18 protein-coding genes are annotated in these 20,558 nt (G+C 70.7%); 11 read left to right on the forward strand and 7 right to left on the reverse strand.

Translation table 11 applies throughout. The features are described 5' to 3' along the window. Window positions 1-52 precede the first annotated feature (52 nt). The gene (gene sufB, locus ACIP63_RS00790) at window positions 53-1,474 is read right to left on the reverse strand and encodes a Fe-S cluster assembly protein SufB (protein ID WP_033303094.1); all 1,422 of its coding nucleotides are present in this window, start codon (window positions 1,472-1,474) and stop codon (window positions 53-55) included. Next, window positions 1,471-2,220 (reverse strand): helix-turn-helix transcriptional regulator, encoded by a 750-nt coding sequence (locus ACIP63_RS00795; protein WP_401510153.1) that lies wholly within the window; start codon window positions 2,218-2,220, stop codon window positions 1,471-1,473. Before ACIP63_RS00795 ends, sufB begins: the two co-directional genes overlap by 4 nt. A 223-nt stretch (window positions 2,221-2,443) precedes the next feature. Between ACIP63_RS00795 and ACIP63_RS00800 the strand changes: the two genes are divergently transcribed. The 4 genes from ACIP63_RS00800 to ACIP63_RS00815 all read left to right on the forward strand — a co-directional run bounded on the left by ACIP63_RS00800 (window position 2,444) and on the right by ACIP63_RS00815 (window position 5,830). Continuing rightward, window positions 2,444-3,370, forward strand: coding sequence for an ABC transporter ATP-binding protein (locus ACIP63_RS00800; RefSeq protein WP_401510155.1), 927 nt, complete (start codon window positions 2,444-2,446; stop codon window positions 3,368-3,370). Next, the gene (locus ACIP63_RS00805) at window positions 3,367-4,134 is read left to right on the forward strand and encodes an ABC transporter permease (protein WP_401510156.1); all 768 of its coding nucleotides are present in this window, start codon (window positions 3,367-3,369) and stop codon (window positions 4,132-4,134) included. Before ACIP63_RS00800 ends, ACIP63_RS00805 begins: the two co-directional genes overlap by 4 nt. Before the next feature lie 81 nt (window positions 4,135-4,215). Then, complete coding sequence (locus ACIP63_RS00810; RefSeq protein WP_401512218.1) at window positions 4,216-5,199, forward strand: heme A synthase; 984 nt, start codon at window positions 4,216-4,218, stop codon at window positions 5,197-5,199. A gap of 160 nt (window positions 5,200-5,359) precedes the next feature. Continuing rightward, window positions 5,360-5,830 (forward strand): hypothetical protein, encoded by a 471-nt coding sequence (locus ACIP63_RS00815; RefSeq protein ID WP_401510158.1) that lies wholly within the window; start codon window positions 5,360-5,362, stop codon window positions 5,828-5,830. Here the strand turns inward: ACIP63_RS00815 and ACIP63_RS00820 are convergent. Then, complete coding sequence (locus tag ACIP63_RS00820; protein WP_393755338.1) at window positions 5,827-6,195, reverse strand: hypothetical protein; 369 nt, start codon at window positions 6,193-6,195, stop codon at window positions 5,827-5,829. The two genes, ACIP63_RS00815 and ACIP63_RS00820, sit on opposite strands and share 4 nt — an antisense overlap. 95 nt (window positions 6,196-6,290) lie before the next feature. Then, window positions 6,291-7,244, reverse strand: coding sequence for a heme o synthase (locus tag ACIP63_RS00825; protein WP_401510160.1), 954 nt, complete (start codon window positions 7,242-7,244; stop codon window positions 6,291-6,293). Between the two features lie 286 nt (window positions 7,245-7,530). On the opposite strand from ACIP63_RS00825, the gene tkt reads away from it, so the two are divergent. The 5 genes from tkt to pgl are packed head-to-tail and all read left to right on the forward strand — an operon-like array spanning window position 7,531 to window position 14,116. Then, entirely contained in the window at window positions 7,531-9,618 is a 2,088-nt protein-coding gene (gene tkt / locus ACIP63_RS00830) for a transketolase (RefSeq protein WP_401510161.1), read from the forward strand. A gap of 34 nt (window positions 9,619-9,652) precedes the next feature. Then, window positions 9,653-10,771 (forward strand): transaldolase, encoded by a 1,119-nt coding sequence (gene tal, locus ACIP63_RS00835; RefSeq protein ID WP_401510163.1) that lies wholly within the window; start codon window positions 9,653-9,655, stop codon window positions 10,769-10,771. 5 nt (window positions 10,772-10,776) lie between these two features. Further along, window positions 10,777-12,309: a glucose-6-phosphate dehydrogenase gene (zwf, locus tag ACIP63_RS00840; RefSeq protein WP_401510165.1), complete on the forward strand. Its 1,533-nt coding sequence runs from the start codon at window positions 10,777-10,779 to the stop codon at window positions 12,307-12,309. Continuing rightward, window positions 12,306-13,337, forward strand: coding sequence for a glucose-6-phosphate dehydrogenase assembly protein OpcA (gene opcA, locus ACIP63_RS00845; RefSeq protein WP_401510167.1), 1,032 nt, complete (start codon window positions 12,306-12,308; stop codon window positions 13,335-13,337). The genes zwf and opcA overlap by 4 nt, the downstream gene beginning before the upstream one ends. Further along, window positions 13,334-14,116: a 6-phosphogluconolactonase gene (gene pgl, locus ACIP63_RS00850; RefSeq protein WP_401510169.1), complete on the forward strand. Its 783-nt coding sequence runs from the start codon at window positions 13,334-13,336 to the stop codon at window positions 14,114-14,116. The genes opcA and pgl overlap by 4 nt, the downstream gene beginning before the upstream one ends. A gap of 81 nt (window positions 14,117-14,197) precedes the next feature. On the opposite strand, the gene ACIP63_RS00855 is transcribed toward pgl, so the two are convergent. Beyond that, a complete protein-coding gene (locus ACIP63_RS00855) occupies window positions 14,198-15,238 on the reverse strand; it encodes an esterase/lipase family protein (protein ID WP_401510171.1) in 1,041 nt (346 codons plus the stop codon). A 217-nt stretch (window positions 15,239-15,455) separates the two neighbouring features. Between ACIP63_RS00855 and ACIP63_RS00860 the strand changes: the two genes are divergently transcribed. Continuing rightward, a complete protein-coding gene (locus tag ACIP63_RS00860; RefSeq protein ID WP_401510172.1) occupies window positions 15,456-17,180 on the forward strand; it encodes an alpha/beta fold hydrolase in 1,725 nt (574 codons plus the stop codon). Between the two features lie 10 nt (window positions 17,181-17,190). Here the strand turns inward: ACIP63_RS00860 and ACIP63_RS00865 are convergent, their stop codons facing one another. Next, window positions 17,191-18,444, reverse strand: coding sequence for a beta-ketoacyl-[acyl-carrier-protein] synthase family protein (locus ACIP63_RS00865; RefSeq protein ID WP_401510174.1), 1,254 nt, complete (start codon window positions 18,442-18,444; stop codon window positions 17,191-17,193). Window positions 18,445-19,142: 698 nt separating this feature from the next. Between ACIP63_RS00865 and ACIP63_RS00870 the strand changes: the two genes are divergently transcribed. After that, window positions 19,143-19,667 carry a winged helix-turn-helix domain-containing protein gene (locus tag ACIP63_RS00870; protein WP_401510176.1) on the forward strand — a complete coding sequence of 175 codons (525 nt, stop codon included), beginning with the start codon at window positions 19,143-19,145 and terminating at the stop codon, window positions 19,665-19,667. 90 nt (window positions 19,668-19,757) lie between these two features. Here the strand turns inward: ACIP63_RS00870 and ACIP63_RS00875 are convergent, their stop codons facing one another. Continuing rightward, window positions 19,758-20,507: a LuxR C-terminal-related transcriptional regulator gene (locus tag ACIP63_RS00875; protein WP_401510177.1), complete on the reverse strand. Its 750-nt coding sequence runs from the start codon at window positions 20,505-20,507 to the stop codon at window positions 19,758-19,760. Window positions 20,508-20,558: the final 51 nt, after the last annotated feature.

Below are 20,558 nucleotides of genomic sequence, written 5' to 3' on the forward strand. Positions count from 1 at the left end.
TAGTGCTCGCTTTCTCAGTCAAGAACTCTTCGGGACGCGGTCGGCGGGCGTACTAGCCGACCGAACCCTCCATCTGCAGCTCGATCAGCCGGTTGAGCTCCAGGGCGTACTCCATGGGCAGCTCCTTGGCGATCGGCTCGACGAAGCCGCGCACGATCATCGCCATCGCCTCGAACTCGGTCATGCCGCGGCTCATCAGGTAGAAGAGCTGGTCCTCGGAGACCTTGGAGACGGTCGCCTCGTGACCCATCGACACGTCGTCCTCACGGACGTCGACGTACGGGTAGGTGTCGGAGCGGGAGATGGTGTCCACGAGCAGCGCGTCGCACAGCACGTTGGACTTGGCGCCCGGCGCACCCTCGCCGATCTCGATGAGACCGCGGTAGGAGGTACGGCCACCGCCTCGCGCCACCGACTTGGAGACGATGTTGGAGGAGGTGTTCGGAGCCATGTGGACCATCTTGGCGCCGGCGTCCTGGTGCTGGCCCTCGCCCGCGAAGGCGATGGACAGGGTCTCGCCCTTGGCGTGCTCGCCCATCAGGTAGACGGCCGGGTACTTCATGGTGACCTTGGAGCCGATGTTGCCGTCGACCCACTCCATGGTCGCGCCCTCGTACGCCACGGCACGCTTGGTGACCAGGTTGTAGACGTTGTTCGACCAGTTCTGGATCGTCGTGTAGCGGCAGCGGCCGCCCTTCTTCACGATGATCTCGACGACCGCGGAGTGCAGCGAGTCCGAGGAGTAGATCGGCGCGGTGCAGCCCTCGACGTAGTGGACGTAGGCGTCCTCGTCGACGATGATCAGCGTCCGCTCGAACTGGCCCATGTTCTCCGTGTTGATACGGAAGTAGGCCTGGAGCGGGATCTCGACGTGCACGCCCTTCGGCACGTAGATGAAGGAGCCACCGGACCACACGGCGGAGTTCAGCGAGGCGAACTTGTTGTCACCGACGGGGATGACGGTGCCGAAGTACTCCTTGAAGAGCTCCGGGTGCTCCTTGAGCGCGGTGTCGGTGTCCATGAAGATGACACCCTGCGCCTCGAGCTCCTCGTTGATCTGGTGGTAGACCACCTCGGACTCGTACTGCGCGGCGACACCGGCGACCAGGCGCTGCTTCTCCGCCTCCGGGATGCCGAGCTTGTCGTACGTGTTCTTGATGTCCTCGGGCAGGTCCTCCCAGGACTCCGCCTGCTTCTCCGTGGACCGCACGAAGTACTTGATGTTGTCGAAGTCGATGCCCGACAGGTCCGAGCCCCAGTTCGGCATGGGCTTCTTGCCGAACAGCTTCAGGCCCTTGAGCCGGAGCTTCAGCATCCACTCCGGTTCGTTCTTCTTCTCCGAGATGTCGCGGACGACAGCTTCGGACAGGCCGCGCTTCGCCGCCGCGCCTGCCGCGTCGGAGTCGGCCCAGCCGAATTCGTACGTACCCAGGCCCTCGAGCTCAGGGTGGGCAGTCTCCGTAGGGAGCGTCATGCGGGGTTCCTCCCGGCCGTACTTGCAGATGCTGAATGGGTGGTCTGTGAAGTCTGTGGTGCCGTGGGGCTGCTGCGCGGAACGAACGTCGTGCACACACCGTCGCCATGGGCGAGGGTGGCGAGACGCTGCACATGGGTCCCGAGCAGGCTGGAGAAGAATTCCGTCTCCGCCTCGCACAGCTGCGGGAACTGCTCGGCTACGTGCGCGACCGGGCAGTGGTGCTGGCACAGTTGCTCGCCCTGCTGACGGCCCGGCGCGCTGCGCGCCGTAGCAGCGTACCCGTCGGCCGACAAGGCCTTGGCCAAGGCCTCGGTGCGGGCCTCGGGGCCCGCGGCATCGATCACGGCCCGGTACTTCTCCGACTGGGAGGCCATCCTGGCGCGGGCGAAGGCGACGAGCGCCTCGTCCCCCGCCGTCTCGGCGATCCAGCGCAGAGCGTCGGCGGCGAGCTTGTCGTAGGACTGGTCGAACGCGTCCCGGCCACAGTCGGTGAGGGCGAAGACCTTGGCCGGACGGCCGCGGGTCCGCGCTCCGTAGACCCGCTGTTCACGGGCCTCGACCACATCGTCGGAGACGAGTGCGTCCAGGTGGCGACGGACGGCGGCCTGGGTCAGACCGACGCGCTTCGCCAGATCGGCGACGGTGGACGGGCCGTGGTCCAGGATGGAGCGCGCGACCCGGTTGCGCGTCGAGCGCTCACCGGTCGCGAGTTCCTCCTGAGGAGCCTCGCCAACGTATTTCACAACGCCATTGTTGCGTAATTCCTCCGGGCCTGACAACCCACCCCCCGGCCGGGCGCGGTGCCCTTCATCACTTAGGCAAACCTAAGTTGACCTGCGGAAACAGACGATCACAGCAGGTGGGCGCCCGGCGGGCCGACCGGCGGCGGGACCGCCGGAAAGGCTCCGGGGCCTGGGGGAACCCGGCGCGCCGGACCCCTCACCTGCCAGCCTAGACTTGCCCGCCATGAGCAGTGAGCCCGTCGTACAGGCCAGGGGCCTCGTCAAGCGGTACGGCACCAGAGCAGCGGTCGACGGCCTCGATCTGAAGGTCGCGGCGGGCGCCGTGACCGCCGTCCTCGGCCCCAACGGCGCCGGCAAGACCACCACGATCGAGACCTGCGAGGGCTACCGCCGTCCGGATGAGGGGACCGTACGGGTCCTCGGCCTCGACCCGGTCGCGGACGCCGCGGCGCTCCGCCCCCGAATCGGCGTGATGCTCCAGTCCGGCGGCGTCTACCCGGGCGCCCGCGCCGACGAGATGCTGCGCCACATGGCGAAGCTGCACGCCCATCCGCTGGACGTCGACGCCCTCGTCGAACGCCTCGGGCTCGGCAGCTGCGGTAGGACCACCTACCGCAGGCTCTCCGGCGGCCAGCAGCAGCGCCTCGCGCTGGCCATGGCCGTCGTCGGCCGCCCCGAGCTGGTCTTCCTGGACGAGCCGACGGCGGGTCTCGACCCGCAGGCCCGCCGCTCGACCTGGGACCTGGTCCGGGAGCTGCGCACCGACGGGGTGTCGGTCGTCCTCACCACCCACTTCATGGACGAGGCCGAGCAGCTCGCCGACGACGTCGCCGTCATCGACGCGGGCCGGGTCATCGCCCAGGGCAGCCCGGAGCAGCTGTGCCGCGGCGGCGCCGAGAACACCCTGCGCTTCACCGGCCGCCCCGGCCTGGACCTCGGCTCGCTGCTGAAGGCGCTGCCCGACGGCAGCGAGGCGGCCGAGCTCACCACCGGCGCCTACCGCATCACCGGCCGGATCGACCCGGAGCTGCTGGCGACCGTCACCTCCTGGTGCGCCCAGCACGGTGTGATGCCGGACGGCATCGCGGTGGAGCGGCACACCCTCGAGGACGTCTTCCTGGAACTGACCGGCAAGGAGCTGCGCGCATGAGCGCCGGTACGTACACCCCGCGCCCCGGCGCCGCCCCGCTGCCGCGCATGATCGCCGCGCAGGCCGCGCTGGAGACGCGGATGCTCCTGCGCAACGGCGAACAGCTGCTGCTCACGGTGGTCATCCCGACGCTGCTGCTGGTGCTGTTCAGCGCGGTCGACATCGTGGACACGGGCACGGGTGAGCCGGTCGACTTCCTGGCTCCCGGCGTCCTGGCGCTCGCGGTGATGTCCACGGCCTTCACGGGCCAGGCCATCGCGACCGGATTCGAACGCCGCTACGGGGTGCTCAAGCGGCTGGGTGCCTCGCCCCTGCCCCGCTGGGGGCTGATGGCGGCGAAGACCCTCTCGGTGCTGGTCACGGAGGTGCTGCAGATCGCCCTCCTGACCGTGATCGCCTTCGCCCTGGGCTGGTCGCCCGAGGGCGGTCCGTTCGCCGTGCTGCTGCTCCTCGTACTGGGCACCGTGGCCTTCTCCGGGCTCGGGCTGCTGATGGCGGGGACGCTGAAGGCCGAGGCGACGCTGGCGGCCGCCAACCTCGTCTTCCTGCTGCTGCTGGTCGGCGGCGGGGTCATCGTGCCGCTGGACAAGTTCCCGGACGCAGCGCAGTCGGTGCTGGGCCTGCTGCCGATCTCGGCGCTCTCCGACGGGCTGAGGGAGGTCCTCCAGCACGGCGCGGCGATGCCCTGGGGCGACGCCGCGGTCCTGGCCGTCTGGGCGGTCCTGGGTCTGGGCGCGGCGGCCAGGTTCTTCCGCTGGGAGTGAGCGGCCCATGCCCGCCGGAATGTCCGGGCCCATCCGGTGATGCCCACCCCTCGTGAAAACATGCACAAGCCGTTCCCTACGATAGGGCGCGTGGAAACCCCCATCTCCTACATCGCCAAGCGCTGGACACCGTCGGTGAGGACGGCCAAGCGCGCCGCACTCTCCGCGGTGGTGATGAGCGTCTTCATCATCATCACCGGCGGCGCGGTCCGGCTGACCGGTTCCGGCCTGGGCTGCGACACCTGGCCCAAGTGCACCGACGACAGCCTCTTCGCGACGCCCGAGCAGGGCCTGCACGGCGCCATCGAGTTCGGCAACCGGATGCTCACCTACGTCCTGTCGGCCGCGGTCGGCTGGGCGATCATCGCGGCGCGCTCGCTGAAGCCGCGCCGGCGCGGTCTCACCCGCCTGGCGTGGTCGCAGTTCTGGCTGGTGATGGGGAACGCCGTGATCGGCGGGATCACCGTCTGGGCGGGTCTCAACCCGTGGTCGGTGGCCGGGCACTTCCTGCTCGCCAACTGCCTGCTCACGGTGGCCGTGATCACCTGGGTGAGGATCGGCGAGGGCGACGGAGCCCCGCGTCCGCGCGCCCCGCGCCCGGTGCGGCAGCTGTCCTGGGCCATCGTCGCCACCACGGTCGTCCTGATCGTGCTCGGCACCACCGTGACCGGCTCCGGCAAGCACGCCGGTGACAGCAGCGACGTACCGCGCATGCCGTGGGACTGGAGCGCGGCCGCGCACATCCACGCCATCGCCGCCTGGGTCGTCTGCGCGCTGGCCCTCGCGATGTGGTTCGCCCTGCGCGTCGTCGACGCCCCCGCGGACACCCGGGCACGCGCCCGGGACCTGCTGATCGTGCTGGTGGCGCAGGGCGGCATCGGATACGTCCAGTACTTCAACGACGTGCCCGAGCTCCTGGTCGGCCTCCACATGTTCGGCTCGGCGCTGCTGTGGATCGCGGTGCTGCGCCTGCTGCTGTCGCTGCGCGAGCGCCCGGTGTCCGACGCCGGCGTTCCCGCGCCCGCGGCTGCCGGAGAGCTGCCGGAGCACGCCGCCGCGCGCTGAGCAAGAACGCCTCCCCGGCACGTTCCGCCCGGCGTTTCGGACACAGTGCGTCCGTCCTCTGGACGCGGGCCGCCCCGCCCTCCACCATGGTCCCGGTCGACGACCGCGCGTCCGTCCGGGGGAAGGTGGGGCGATGGGCTCGTGCTCCGGGGAACACCGCATGGCCTGTTTCTACGAGAAGAGCTACGACGTAGGGGCCTTCAAGGACCGCGCCCAGCCGCTGCGCCGCTCCGAGCTCCCCGCGGTACCCACCCGCGCGCCCCTGCTGATACCTGTGGCCGGGGTGCTGCTGCTGGTGGCCGACTTCTCCTGGAAGCTGGTCCTGCTCGAACTCCTGCTCGTCCCCGTCCTGGTGCTCCTGGCACGCCGACGGGTGCGGGCACGCCTCAGGGCCCGTGAGAAGGCCGCGGCGTTCTCGGAGCGCGCGTACGCGCCTGCGGGCAGCGGCCGGTCGGGCTCGGCGATCCGGCACTGTTCCGGGTGCACGGGCGTCCTCGTACGCGCGAAGGACACCGACTCCCCGGACGACTACTCCACCCCCACCGACGCGGACGGCTGGGAGGCCTGGGCCCGCGGCCAGGGCGCGGAGTTCGGACCGGCCTCGCGGCCGGCCGAACCCGAGAAGTCCTAGGCCTTGTCGTTGGACGGGCCGCCGACCTGGATGCCCGCCATACGGGACCACTCGTACGGGCCCGTGCGGACCTTCGCCGCGAACTCGCCGTCGAAGTCCTCGTGGACCGTGATGCCCGCCTTCAGCGTGGCGCTCTCGGCGACGGCGTAGGAGGGCGCGACCAGGTCGCCCCAGCCGCCGTCCTCGCCGACGAGCACGATGCGGGTGCCCATCTGGCCGAGGTAGGCCAGCTGCCCCTCGGCGCCGCCGTGCGCCTTGGCGAAGGCGCCGATCTGCTTGGCGAGCTTCGCAGCCCTGCGCTCCGCGCGGGCCGCGTGCTTGCTGTCGTCCGTCTGCTGCGTCTGAGGCTCTGCCGTCTCTGCCATGGACAGGATGCTACCGACGGGTAGATCAACTGGCGACGGGCGGGGGACGTGGCATCGGCCACGTCCCCCGCCCGTCGGCGGGTCTTCGGTGCGGGCTACCTCAGGAAGGGGTCCACCGCGACGGCGACGAAGAGGAGCGAGACATAGGTGATGGACCAGTGGAACAGCCGCATCTCCTTGAGCTTGGCGCCCGTCACACCGGACTTCGCGCGGTTCTGCAGACCGTGCGCCTCCCAGAGCCAGAAGCCGCCGGTCAGCAGGGCCACCGCGGTGTAGAACCAGCCGGTGTAGCCCAGCGGGGTGAGCAGCAGCGAGACCGCGACCATGACCCAGCTGTAGACGACGATCTGGCGGGCCACCACCCGGTTGGAGGCGACGACCGGGAGCATCGGGACGCCGACCCGGGCGTAGTCCTCCTTCACCTTCATCGACAACGGCCAGTAGTGCGGCGGCGTCCAGAAGAAGATGACGGCGAAAAGGATCACCGCGGCCCAGGACATCGAATCGGTCACGGCGGACCAGCCGATGAGCACGGGCATGCAGCCGGCGATTCCGCCCCACACGATGTTCTGCGAGGTACGGCGCTTCAGCAGCATCGTGTAGACGACGACGTAGAACAGAAGTGCGCCGAGTGAGAGAGCCGCGGACAGCCAGTTGACGAGCAGTCCGAACCAGACCGTGGAAATCACCGCGAGCGCGATTCCGAAGGCGAGGCACTCCCGGGGGCTCACCATGCCGGTGACCAGCGGGCGCTGGGACGTACGGTCCATCAGCGCGTCGATGTCACGGTCGATATACATGTTGAGCGCATTGGCACCGCCCGCGGAGAGATATCCGCCGATGGTGGTGGTCACTACGAGCCAAAGATCGGGCACGCCCTGAGCGGCGAGGAACATCACCGGAACGGTGGTGATCAGCAGCAGCTCGATGATGCGCGGCTTGGTAAGAGCCACGAATGCCTTGATGCGGGCCCCGAACGGGCGATGGCCCCCTGGGCTCGGAGTCAAGGCGACCCCTGCGGGTCGGGACTCGACGGCCGTCACGCACACCCCTGACAGAGAAATCCCAGCAAGCTCCGGGCGTGAAGGCCCGGTAAAGACTTGCGCGAACCACACCACTGTAGACGTTGGGCATACGCCGCTCTTCGCGGGGGTGGGGTCGTGTTGGGGTGGCGCAGAAGTGAACGGAGGCGCTCATACGGGAGGCGAACTCCGCAGGTCGCCCGCACTGTGGAAAGGGCAGAAGTACGGCCTTCCGACGGGGGTAGGCTCGACAATGCCCGGTGCGGTAACCAGTCACCGGTTTACAAACAGTGGAGAGGAGCCCTGACTCAGGGTGAGCACCAAGCCGACCACCACAGACCTCCAGTGGACCGAATTGGACCAGCGGGCCGTGGACACCGTCCGCGTCCTCGCCGCGGACGCCGTACAGAAGGTCGGAAACGGCCACCCGGGTACGGCGATGAGCCTCGCTCCTGCCGCGTACACCCTCTTCCAGAAGGTGATGCGCCACGACCCGGCGGACGCGGACTGGACCGGACGCGACCGGTTCGTGCTGTCCGCGGGCCACTCCAGCCTGACGCTGTACATCCAGCTCTACCTCGCCGGGTACGGCCTGGAGCTGGACGACCTCAAGGCTTTCCGCACCTGGGGCTCCAAGACGCCGGGCCACCCGGAGTACGGGCACACCACCGGTGTCGAGACGACGACCGGCCCGCTCGGCCAGGGTGTCGCCAACGCCGTGGGCATGGCGATGGCCTCCCGCTACGAGCGCGGTCTCTTCGACCCGCAGGCGGCCCCCGGCACCTCCCCGTTCGACCACACCATCTGGGTGATCGCCGGTGACGGCTGCCTCCAGGAGGGCATCTCGGCCGAGGCGTCCTCGCTGGCCGGCCACCAGAAGCTCGGCAACCTCGTGCTGCTGTGGGACGACAACCACATCTCGATCGAGGGCGACACGGAGACCGCGGTCTCCGAGGACACCCTGAAGCGCTACGAGTCCTACGGCTGGCACGTCCAGCGCGTGGACCAGTCGCCCAGCGGCGACCTGGACCCCGAGGGTCTGTACCGCGCGCTGCAGGCCGCCAAGGCCGAGACGGAGCGCCCGTCGTTCATCGCGGCCCGCTCGATCATCGCCTGGCCCGCCCCGAACGCCCAGAACACCGAGGCCGCGCACGGCTCGGCGCTCGGCGACGACGAGATCGCGGCCACGAAGCGGGTGCTCGGCTTCGACCCGGAGAAGACCTTCGAGGTCTCCGACGAGGTCATCGCGCACACCCGTGAGGCGCTGGACCGCGGCCGCGAGGCCAAGGCCGAGTGGGAGAAGTCCTTCGCCGCCTGGCGCACCGCCAACCCGGAGCGCGCCGCCGACTTCGACCGCATCGACGCCGGCGAGCTGCCCGCGGGCTGGGAGGAGCACCTCCCGGTCTTCGAGGCCGGCCACGGGGTCGCCACGCGTGCCGCCTCCGGCAAGGTCCTCCAGGCGCTCGGCGGTGTCATCCCCGAGCTGTGGGGCGGTTCCGCCGACCTCGCCGGCTCGAACAACACCACGATCGACAAGACGTCGTCGTTCCTCCCGGCCGGCAACCCGCTGCCCGAGGCGGACCCGTACGGCCGGACGATCCACTTCGGCATCCGCGAGCACTCCATGGCCGCGGCCATGAACGGCATCGCGCTGCACGGCAACACCCGCATCTACGGCGGCACCTTCCTGGTGTTCTCCGACTACATGCGCAACGCCGTACGCCTCTCCGCGCTGATGCACCTGCCGGTGACGTACGTGTGGACGCACGACTCGATCGGCCTCGGCGAGGACGGCCCGACCCACCAGCCGGTCGAGCACATCGCCTCGCTGCGCGCGATCCCGGGCCTGAACGTCGTCCGCCCGGCCGACGCCAACGAGACGGCCATCGCCTGGCGCGAGATCCTCAAGCGCGGCAAGAAGGACTTCGGGAAGAGCGCCCCGCACGGTCTGGCGCTGTCCCGCCAGGGCCTGCCCACCTACGCGGCGAACGAGAACGCCGCCAAGGGCGGCTACGTGCTCTTCGACGCCGAGGGCGGCGAGGCCCAGGCCGTTCTGATCGCCACGGGTTCCGAGGTCCAGCTGGCCGTCGAGGCCCGCGACGAGCTCCAGGCTGCCGGTGTGCCGACCCGTGTGGTCTCGATGCCGTGTGTCGAGTGGTTCGAGGAGCAGGACCAGGCGTACAAGGACAGCGTGCTGCCGCCGTCCGTGAAGGCCAGGGTCGCCGTCGAGGCGGGCATCGGCCTCACCTGGTACCGGTACGTGGGCGACGCCGGCCGGATCGTCTCGCTGGAGCACTTCGGTGCGTCGGCGGACGCCAAGGTCCTCTTCCGCGAGTTCGGCTTCACCGCCGCGCACGTGGCGGAAGCCGCCCGGGAATCTCTCGCCGCCGCCGCGCGCTGACGCGGACATACGACTAGTAGGAGATGCAATTCTCATGACAGACGCACTCAAGCGCCTCTCCGACGAGGGCGTGGCGATCTGGCTGGACGACCTCTCGCGCAAGCGGATCACGTCCGGCAACCTCGCCGAGCTGATCGACCAGAGCCACGTCGTGGGTGTCACGACCAATCCGTCGATCTTCCAGAAGGCGATCTCCCAGGGCGACGGTTACGACCAGCAGCTCACCGACCTCGCCGCCCGCAAGGTGACGGTCGAGGAGGCGATCCGCATGATCACGACCGCGGACGTCCGTGACGCCGCCGACATCCTGCGTCCGGTCTTCGACGCGACGGACGGCCAGGACGGCCGGGTCTCCATCGAGGTCGACCCGCGCCTGGCCCACAACACCCTGGCCACGGTCGCCGAGGCCAAGCAGCTGGCCTGGCTGGTGGACCGGCCGAACACGCTCATCAAGATCCCGGCGACCAAGGCGGGCCTGCCGGCGATCACGGAGACCATCGGGCGGGGCATCAGTGTCAACGTGACGCTGATCTTCTCGCTGGAGCGCTACCGCGAGGTCATGGACGCCTACCTGGCGGGCCTGGAGAAGGCGAAGGCCGCCGGCCTGGACCTCTCCAAGATCCACTCGGTCGCCTCCTTCTTCGTGTCCCGCGTGGACACCGAGATCGACAAGCGCCTGGACGCGGTGGGCAGCGACGAGGCGAAGGCCGCGAAGGGCAAGTCCGCCCTCGCCAACGCCCGTCTGGCCTACGAGGCGTACGAGCAGGTCTTCGCGGGCGACCGCTGGGCCGCCCTCGACAAGGCGCACGCCAACAAGCAGCGTCCGCTCTGGGCCTCCACCGGCGTCAAGGACCCGTCCCTCAAGGACACCCTGTACGTCGACGACCTCGTCGCGCCGAACACGGTCAACACCATGCCGGAGGCGACGCTCGACGCCGTGGCCGACCATGGCGAGATCTCCGGCAACACCGTCGCCGGCCGTTACGACCAGGCCCGTGCCGACCTCGACGCGATCAAGAAGCTCGGGGTCAGCTACGACGACGTCGTCCAGCTGCTGGAGGACGAGGGCGTCGAGAAGTTCGAAGCCGCCTGGATCGACCTGCTCAACTCCACCGAGGCCGAGCTCAAGCGCCTCGCTCCTTCGGAGGGCTGACCACCTTGTCTGGTGTTCCCGGAGCCAACCCGCTCCGTGACGCACAGGACCGACGGCTCCCGCGTATCGCGGGGCCGTCGGGCCTGGTGATCTTTGGCGTCACGGGCGATTTGTCCCGTAAAAAGCTGATGCCCGCCGTCTACGACCTGGCCAATCGCGGCCTGCTGCCACCGGGCTTCTCGCTCATCGGCTTCGCGCGCCGCGACTGGGAGGACGAAGACTTCGCCCAGGTCGTCCATGACGCCGTGAAGGAGCATTCCCGCACCCCGTTCCGCGAAGAGGTCTGGCAGCAGCTCAGCCAGGGCATGCGCTTCGTCCAGGGCAACTTCGACGACGACGCGGCCTTCGAGACCCTCAGGGCGACGATCGAGGAGCTCGACAAGGCGCAGGGCACGGGCGGCAACTTCGCCTTCTACCTCTCCGTGCCTCCGAAGTTCTTCCCCAAGGTCGTCGAGCAGCTCAAGAAGCACGGGCTGGCCGACCAGAAGGAAGGCAGCTGGCGGCGGGCCGTTATCGAGAAGCCGTTCGGTCACGACCTGGAGAGCGCGCAGGAGCTCAACCACCTCGTGCACGACGTCTTCCCGCCGAACGAGGTCTTCCGCATCGACCACTACCTCGGCAAGGAGACGGTCCAGAACATCCTGGCGCTGCGCTTCGCCAACACGATGTGGGAGCCGATCTGGAACAGGTCGTACGTCGACCACGTCCAGATCACGATGGCCGAGGACATCGGCATCGGCGGCCGGGCCGGTTACTACGACGGCATCGGCGCGGCCCGCGACGTCATCCAGAACCACCTGCTCCAGCTGCTGGCGCTGACGGCGATGGAGGAGCCCGGCTCCTTCCACCCCAAGGCCCTGGTCGCCGAGAAGCTGAAGGTGCTCACGGCGGTGGAGCTGCCCGACGACCTGGGCAAGCACACGGTGCGCGGGCAGTACGCGCACGCCTGGCAGGGCGGTCAGGAAGCGCTCGGCTATCTGGAGGAGGACGGTATCGACCCCAAGTCGAAGACCGACACCTTCGCCGCGATCAAGCTGACGATCAACAACCGCCGCTGGGCGGGCGTGCCGTTCTACCTCCGTACCGGCAAGCGCCTCGGCCGCCGCGTCACCGAGATCGCGGTCGTCTTCAAGCGCGCCCCGTATCTCCCCTTCGAGTCCGGTGCGACGGAGGAGCTCGGCGGCAACGCCCTGGTCATCCGGGTGCAGCCCGACGAGGGGGTCACGGTCCGGTTCGGCTCCAAGGTGCCCGGCACCTCCATGGAGGTGCGGGACGTCACGATGGACTTCGCCTACGGCGAGTCCTTCACGGAGTCCAGCCCGGAGGCGTACGAGCGGCTCATCCTCGATGTCCTGCTCGGTGACGCCAACCTCTTCCCGCGCCACCAGGAGGTCGAGCTCTCCTGGAACATCCTCGACCCGATCGAGGAGTACTGGGACAAGCACGGCAAGCCCGCCCAGTACGCGGCCGGCACGTGGGGACCGGCCGAGGCCGACGAGATGCTCGCACGCGACGGACGGAGCTGGCGCCGGCCATGAAGATCGATCTCACGGAAACCACGTCCAGCAAGATCAACCAGGCCCTGGTCTCGGCGCGCCGCTCCATCGGCACGCCGGCCATCGGCATGGTGCTCACCCTCGTCATCGTCACCGACGAGGAGAACGCCTACGACGCGCTCCGGGCGGCGAGCGACTCGTCCCGCGAGCACCCGTCGCGGATCATCGCGGTGATCAAGCGGGTCAGCAAGTCGCCCCGTGCCCGGCGCGACGCACGGCTCGACGCCGAGATCCGGGTCGGTTCCGACGCGGGCTCGGGCGAGACCGTCGTGCTGCGTCTCCACGGTGAGCTGGCCAACCACGCCCAGTCGGTCGTCCTGCCGCTGCTGCTGCCGGACGCCCCGGTCGTGGTGTGGTGGCCCGAGGACGCTCCGGCGGACCCGGCCAAGGACCCGCTGGGCGCGCTCGCCCAGCGCCGTATCACCGACACGTACTCCGCCGAGCACCCGCTCGACGAGCTGTCGGTGCGCGCGGCGACGTACCGGCCAGGGGACACCGACCTGGCCTGGACGCGCATCACGCCGTGGCGCTCGATGCTGGCGGCGGCGCTCGACCAGCAGCCGGCGAAGGTCGTCTCGGCGACGGTCGAGGGCGAGTCCGACAACCCGAGCTGCGAACTGCTGGCCATGTGGCTCGCGGACCGCCTCGGGGTGCCGGTGGAGCGCACTCTCTCCGGTGGTCCCGGTCTGACGGCCGTGCGGCTGGAGACCAAGAACGGCGTGATCGTCCTGGACCGTCCCGACGGTTCGCTGGCGACGCTCTGCATGGCCGGCCAGCCGGACCGTGCGGTCGCGCTGAAGCGGCGGGAGACCGCCGAGCTCCTCGCCGAGGAGCTGCGCCGTCTGGACCCGGACAACATCTACGAGGCCACGGTGAAGTTCGGCGTGGAGCGCCTCGGCGGGCCCACGGAGCCGTCGTCCGTCGGTACGGGGCAGAACCGGCCGGAGCCCGCGGGTTCCGCCGCCCCTGCCGCGAAGAAGGCGGCGGCCAAGAAGGCGGCGTCGAAGTGAGTGCTCCGCAGCTCGTCGTGCACCGCGACAAGGAGCTGATGGCCCAGGCCGCGGCGGCCAGGCTGATCACGAAGATCGTGGACGCCCAGGCCGCCCGCGGTTCCGCCTCGGTGGTCCTCACCGGCGGGCGCAACGGCAACGGCCTGCTGGCCGCGCTCGCCGGCTCGCCCGCCCGGGACGCGGTCGACTGGTCGCGGCTCGATCTGTGGTGGGGCGACGAGCGGTTCCTGCCCGAGGGCGATCCGGAGCGCAATGTCACGCAGGCCCGTGAGGCCCTGCTGGACAAGGTGGAGCTGGACCCCTCCCGGGTCCACGCGATGCCCGCGTCCGACGGGCCGTACGGCGGCGACGCCGACTCCGCGGCCGCCGGGTACGCGGCGGAACTCGCCGCCGCGGCGGGCCCGGAGGACCACGGAGCCGTGCCGACGTTCGACGTGCTGATGCTGGGCGTCGGCCCGGACACGCATGTCGCGTCGCTCTTCCCGGAGCTGCCCGCGGTGCGGGAGACCGAGCGCACCGTCGTCGGTGTGCACGGCGCTCCCAAGCCGCCGCCCACCCGCGTCTCGCTCACGCTGCCCGCCATCCGGGCGGCGCGTGAGGTGTGGCTCCTGGCCGCGGGTGAGGACAAGGCGGAGGCGGCCGAGATCGCGCTGTCCGGGGCCGGGGAGATCCAGGCGCCGGCGGCGGGGGCCTACGGCCGCAGCCGCACGTTGTGGCTGCTGGACGCCGCGGCGGCCTCGAAGCTGCCGCGTGCGCTGTATCCGCCCGCGTCGGCATAGGCGAGCAGTACCGAGGCCCGGCCCCGCTCCTCCTGAGGAGCGGGGCCGGGCCGCTTTGCGCCGCCCCTCGGCGACGGCAGCTCAGGGGGAGGCGGCCGGGTCCGGGCCGCAGTCGGGGCGCCGTGCCGTCGCGGGGTCGAGGGCATTGCTCACCAGGCGCAGGACCACGGGGTCGTAGGGGCTGCCCATGTGGCCCGTGCGGTCCTGCGGGCACACGTCCTGGACGGTGATGTTGGAGACCTGGCCGGCGGAGGGACCGGGGCGGAGGTACTGGCGCTCGTACGGGGTGACGATCCTGTCCCACCGGGTGACGAGCGTGGTGTACCGCACGCCGCGCACGGTGTCGCCGCCCGCGTCGAGCCGGCGGTTGACGGCTGAGCCGATCGTCTGGTCGGCCAGTGCCTGCCCGCCGAATTCGGCGACCGGGGCGAGGATGCGCAGCCGCTGGGCGAGGGTGGCGAGCCCGGACACGGTGCTGCCGTGGTTGGCCGGGGAGATGCCGATCAGGTGGTGCACCTTGTTGCGGGCGGGATGGCCCGGGTCGGCGCCGCCGGCGAATTTCAGGTAGTAGCGCGGCAGGATTCCGCCCCCCTGGGAGTGGCCCACCATGTCGACCTGACGGGCTCCCGTCCGGTCGAGGACCCGGTCGACGAAGCGGGCGACCTCCACGGCGGAGTCGGGGATGGCTGCTCTGCCCTTGACGACGTCGCCGCGCGGCGCACCGAAGTTGCCGGCGAAGACGCAGTAGCCCTCCGCCCTGAGCCGGGGCGAGAGTGCGCTCCAGTTGCTGAAGGCGTTCTCGTACGTGCCGTGGACGAGGACGACCGGCCTGGGGTGCCGGGCCGCCGGTACGCAGTTCCAGTCGTTGGCCCGCGGCGGCGGGGCGTCGGGGTGGTCGACGGAGGCGAGGAACGCCCGCTTCCAGCGCGGGTGTCCGGTGTCCGGCCCGCCCGCGGAGCCGGCGGTGAGCGGGGAGCGGCCGTCCGGAGCTGCCGCGGCGACGAGGGCGAACAGGAGGCCGAGGGCCGCCAGCACCGCCGGCCGGCGGAACACCCGGGCGTTCCGGGGCCTTCGGCGGGTGGGGAGGTCGGGGTCGGTGGTGCGGAGATACGGGACCTGCATGGAGGTGCCTCCCGGCTGGGTTCTCAGGATCTGTTCATGGGCGTGGGGTGACGGGGTGCCCACCGGCCGGGCCGGTGCGCTTTCGGGTGACGCCACGCCAGGCGTTGTTCACGGAGAGTGAGATTGCCGGTACGGTGGGAGGTGTCGTGGGCGGGCCGGTGTGCCCGCTCCGCCCCCCGACGCCACGTCACCTCGTGCCCGGCCGCTAGGAGATGGCATGCCCGCGAACTCTGTTGTCTTCGGTGCAGGTGGCTTCATCGGCCGCTCCCTGGTGGCGGAACTCCTGCGCCGCGGCCAGGAGGTCGCCGCGGCCGTGCACAGCGGCGGTGACGGGCTGACCCGGTGGCTCGCGGACCAGCGGGTGGACACCGGCCGGCTCACCGTCGTCCACGCCGACATCACCCGGCCCGGACTCGGGCTGCCCGCACAGGACTTGGGCGAGGTCCGCGACGTGTACAACACGGCGGCGCGGTTCGCCTTCGGCATGGACCCGGCCGAAGCCAGGGCGGTCAACGTGGACGGCGCCGTCCATGTGACCGAGTGGGCCGCGGCCCGCCCGCACCTGCGCCGGGTGGTGCACATCAGCGGCTACCGCATGGCCGCGGCAGGCGCCGACTCCCCCGACTACGCGCGTGACGGTGCCTACGAGGCGTCCAAGCGTGAGGGTGACGCCGCGACGCGGGCACGGGCTCGCGAGCTGGGCGTCCCGCTGACGGTCGCCAATCCCAGCACGGTGATCGGCCAGGGGCAGTACGTCGGCCTGGCCGACCTGGTCGGGGAGCTCTGGCGGGGCCGCCTCGCCGCACTGCCCGGCGGCCCGGACATCTTCCTCCCGGTCGTCACGATCGACTACTTCGTCCAGTTCCTGGCCTCCCTTCCCGAACGCCAGGAGAGCGCCGACAACACCTACTGGCTGCTGGACGACGCCACGCCCCCGCTCCCGCAGCTCGTCGCGCTGCTCGCCGAGCACATGGGGGTGCGGGCGCCGCGCCGGTCCGTTCCCGTCGGTCTCCTGAAGCGACTGCCGCGCGCACTCACCAAGGCGGACCCCGAGACCTTGTCGTTCCTCTCCACGGACCGCTACGACACGGCGTCCGCACGGAAGTTCGCGGAGTCCTGCGGTCTCGAGATGCCGCCGGTGCGTGATGCCCTGCGCGGGTGGACGGACGACCTGGTCGCGGCACGCTTCGGCCGGGTCCGGGCACCGCGCGGGCCGTACGGCTTCCAGCAGGTCGGCACGGACCGGACGTGGGTGACGGGTGACCGGGAGGAGCCGGGCTACGTCTTCCTGCACGGTCTCCCGGTCGATGCCGACTCCTGGCGCCCCGTGGCCGACCGGGTGGACGCCTCCACGCTCGCGGCCGACCTGCCGGGCTTCGGGCGGTCCGCCCCCGCCCGGCAGTCGCACGACGACTGGCTGAGCGCCCTCCTCGCACCGGTCCGGGGCCGGCCGGTCCTGGTCGCGCACTCCTACTCCTGCGGACCGGCCCTGCGTTACACGCTGCGGCACCCCGAGCGCGTGGGTGCGCTGGTCCTGGTCTCCCCGGCCTTCCTCCAGCCCGCCTCCTCGTGGCTGATGCGCTCACCTTTCGCCGTACCCGTCCTGCGCGGGATGTCCGCCGAGCGGCTGGCCGGATCGCTGGGGCTGCCGCACGACGGTTACCTCGAGGGGCCGGCGGCGGATCTGCGCCGAGCGGGGGCGGCGGTCCGGGTGGTGGCCGCCCTGCGTTCGGCCTACGGGCAGCGCGGTGCGCTCCGGAGCGCCCTGCACCGCGTCACGGTGCCGGTGGAACTCGTCGTCGGAGCGCAGGACCCGCTGGAGGAGCCGAGCGTCCTCCCGGTCACCGAGATCGCGTCGGCCGGCCACTACCCCCAACTCACTCATCCCGAGGACGTCGCGCGTCACCTCGTCCCGGTGAGGGAGCGGGCAGCGGCCCGCTAGCGGCCGGTGCTCAGTCACGGGTGAAGGCCAGCACCACGTTGTGCCCGCCGAAGCCGAAGGACGTCGACAGGGCCGCTGCGGCGTCGGCCTTGCGTGGCGCGCCGGTCACCAGGTCGAGTCCGATGCCGTCCCCGATCTCCTCCAGGTTGCGCACCGGCGGCACCAGCGATTCCTTGAGCGCGAGCACCGTGAGGATCGCCTCCACCGCACCGGAGGCGCCCAGCAGGTGGCCCGTGGCGGACTTCGGGGCCGTGACCACCGGGTGATCGCCCACCGCGGCGGTCACGGCGCGGGACTCTGCGACATCGCCCTGGGGTGTGCCTGTCGCGTGTGCGTTGACGTGGCCGATGTCGCCGCCGGTCAGTCCCGCGTCGCGCAACGCCTCATCGATCGCTCGCGCCTGGCCCGCCGCGTCGGGAAGCGTGATGTCGTGGGCGTCGGACGTGACACCGGCCCCCGCCAGCGCCGCGTGGACGCGCGCACCCCGCGCCCGTGCGAAGTCGCCCCGTTCCAGCACGACCATTCCCGCGCCCTCGGACATCACGAAGCCGTCCCGCCGCCGGTCGAACGGCCGGGACGCCCGCTCGGGTGCGTCGTTGCGCAGCGACAGCGCGCGCATCTGCGCGAACGCGCCGAGGGAGAGCGGATGGATACAGGCGTCCGTGCCCCCGGCCACCACCACATCGGCGCGGCCGGCACGGATCAGCAGGGCGCCCACCGCGATCGCCTCGGCGCCCGAGGCGCAGGCACTGGTCGGGGCATGGGTCCCGGCACGTGCTCCGAGCAGCAGGCTGACCACGGCCGAAGGGCCGTTGGGCATCAGTCGCGGGACGGTGTACGGGGACACGGCACGCTGTCCGCGCTCCCCCATGCGGTCGTGCTGGTCCAGTATGGTCAGCGCTCCCCCGATCCCGGTGCCCACCACGACGGCCAGCCGTTCGGGTTCGACCTCCGGCGGCCCCGCGTCGGACCACGCCTCCCTGGCCGCGACCAGCGCCGCCGCCTGACTCCTGTCCAGCCGCCGGCGCTGCACCCGGTCCACGTCGGCGTACGGGTCCTGGAGCATGCCGCCGGCGATGTGGACCGGCAGCCGCGTGACCCAGGGAGCGATGATCGGGGAGATCCCGGACCGGCCCGCCAGCAGCCCGTCCCAGGTGCCCGGGACGTCCGCGCCGAGCGGGGTGGTGGCTCCCATACCGGTCACCAGCACGTCGTTCCCCGCCCGGTCGCGGGACCGCGCGGTTTCACCGACCGTACGCCGCACGGCCGGCCCCCTCGGCGGAGCCGCCGGCCGACCACGCGCACGCGCTCAGCCCGGCCGCGGTGAGCCTCACCACGGCGAGCATGAGGTCGCGGGTTCCGGCCACCTGGGCCGGGTTGTCAGGGGAGCCCGGCCGCCCGGGCTCCTCCCCACCGCGAAATGCATTCGTTTCCACAGTCACACACATACCATCTCCCCATTCCTTTGCACCGCGTGTGGCTTGAAAATGCCGTAGTCGCCGGACGGGCGCACGGAATGCCACAGGTACACGGCCGAGTTAGCGGCTGCGGATTCATCTCCCCGCAACCGCAACTCAATCTATGCGCCGCCGCCTCCTGCGCACCTCGGCTATTCTGTCGAATTATCGCCTCCCCCTTTCAGCGGATTCTCCTCCATCAGGGGGGCGCAGGGGGCGCAACTGACGGCCCGGGAAGGCGCCCCACCTCCTCTGCGCGTACAGTATGCCGAGCTCAGCACCATGATCAAATTCTTTCTGACTTGTCGTACAATGCCTTCGATTATTGCTTATTGCCACAACACTCAGGAATGCTGCATAGTGAAGAAAGAGGCTGCAGAGAACAGTTCTCCAACGCCGACCCCGGACTCCGGTGCACTTCAAAAATAAATCAATGCACAGTAGGGGCCAGGGCAGCTCACGGATGACTTTCCCGTTCTCCTGCAAAATCCGGAAAGGGAGATTCGTGCCGCACACCAAAAGGCCTCAACCGTCCTCGGACGAGGAACAGGTTCACGTAGTCCGCTGGCCCCTCGAAGCGTCGAAGCTGGAGCACTTCCGGCACAAGGGCGCCCTCCGTCTCCTCGTGATCGAGAACGGGGCGACGCCGCCCGTGTCGACGGACGTGCGGGAGGACTGGGTCCGATCGCCGATCACGCGGGAGGACTTCGCCGCACGCGTCTCGGCCCTGCGCGCCAGAGCGTTGTCGCACGATGTGCCGGCGCTGGACCACGACGGTCTGCTCAGGTACTGCAGCCGGGTCGTGCCGGTCTCCCCGACGGAGATGTACCTGCTGCGGCCGTTGGTGCAGCGCTTCGGAAGCCTGGTGGGCCGCGACGAGCTGCTCACGCTGCTGAGCACAGGGGGCAGCACCGCGAGCCGCAACGCCCTGGACCTGCACGTGATGAGGATCCGGCGCCGCGTCCTGCCGCTGGGCCTGCGGGTCCGCACCGCCAGCCGGCGCGGTTATCTGCTGGAGGCGCTGGGCTGACCACGGAGCCCCTGCCGGACGTCGGTCCGGCAGGGGCTCCGTGGGGTGTGCGAGGCGTCCGTGCTCGGTCGGATCCGGTCCCGTCCGCGCTCAGCCCGCTCCGTTCCGCTGCGGTCCGGAGCAGGCGCAGAGGGCGGGCGCCAGTCCCGTCCGGTGTGCGTAGATCACCGCGTGCACCCGGTTGCGCAGGTGCAGCTTGTCGAGCAGGTTCTGCACATGTGACTTCACCGTGCTCTCGCTCACCACGAGTTCGGCGGACATCTCGGCGTTGCTGAGGCCGCGGGCGAGGAGCTGGAGCACCTCGTGCTCCCGGCGCGTCAGCAGCCCGGCGCGTGCACGGTCCGCGTCCGGCCCCGGCCGGGAGGCGGTCGCGGGCCACGGCTCCCCGGCGCCCGCGCCGTCCCGGAGTCCGGCCGCGGTGTAGACGGCGTATCCCGCCGAGACCATGTGGACGGCGGAGACCAGCTGTTCCGGGGTGGCGCTGCTCAGGACGACGCCCTTGGCACCGGCCCGTAACGCCTCCCGCGTGGTGGAGCCGGTGCCCTGGGCGGTCAGGAGGACGGCCGGCATCGTGTCCCCGCACCGTGCGGTCAGTGCGGCGACCATACCGACGACGTCGAGGCCGGGTGACTGTGCGTCGGCGAGCACCACTCCGGGGCTGAGGCGGAGCACCTCGCGCTCGGCGGCCGCGGCGTCGGAGGCCTCCCCGACCACCTCGATGGCCCCGTCCTGGTCGAGAATGGCGCGGATGCCGGTCCTGGTGATGGCTCGGTCGTCGACGAGCAGGACGCGGACGGATGCGGTGATCGGTCTCTCCTCTCCTCTGGAGCGTGGAAACACTCTGCGGTGATCCGGACCTTCGGTCCGGGCCGGCCGACGAGGGGCCGGGCG

This window comes from Streptomyces sp. NPDC088746, assembly GCF_044751065.1.
Taxonomy (GTDB): Bacteria; Actinomycetota; Actinomycetes; order Streptomycetales; family Streptomycetaceae; genus Streptomyces.

Excerpts from the sequence above, each read along its gene's own strand:
- ACIP63_RS00800 (WP_401510155.1), top strand. The coding sequence starts at position 2,444 with ATGAGCAGTGAGCCCGTCGTACAGGCCAGGGGCCTCGTCAAGCGGTAC.
- sufB (WP_033303094.1), bottom strand. The coding sequence starts at position 1,474 with ATGACGCTCCCTACGGAGACTGCCCACCCTGAGCTCGAGGGCCTGGGT.
- opcA (WP_401510167.1), top strand. The coding sequence starts at position 12,306 with ATGAAGATCGATCTCACGGAAACCACGTCCAGCAAGATCAACCAGGCC.
- ACIP63_RS00805 (WP_401510156.1), top strand. The coding sequence starts at position 3,367 with ATGAGCGCCGGTACGTACACCCCGCGCCCCGGCGCCGCCCCGCTGCCG.
- ACIP63_RS00855 (WP_401510171.1), bottom strand. The coding sequence starts at position 15,238 with ATGCAGGTCCCGTATCTCCGCACCACCGACCCCGACCTCCCCACCCGC.
- ACIP63_RS00815 (WP_401510158.1), top strand. The coding sequence starts at position 5,360 with ATGGCCTGTTTCTACGAGAAGAGCTACGACGTAGGGGCCTTCAAGGAC.
- ACIP63_RS00820 (WP_393755338.1), bottom strand. The coding sequence starts at position 6,195 with ATGGCAGAGACGGCAGAGCCTCAGACGCAGCAGACGGACGACAGCAAG.
- tal (WP_401510163.1), top strand. The coding sequence starts at position 9,653 with ATGACAGACGCACTCAAGCGCCTCTCCGACGAGGGCGTGGCGATCTGG.
- ACIP63_RS00860 (WP_401510172.1), top strand. The coding sequence starts at position 15,456 with ATGCCCGCGAACTCTGTTGTCTTCGGTGCAGGTGGCTTCATCGGCCGC.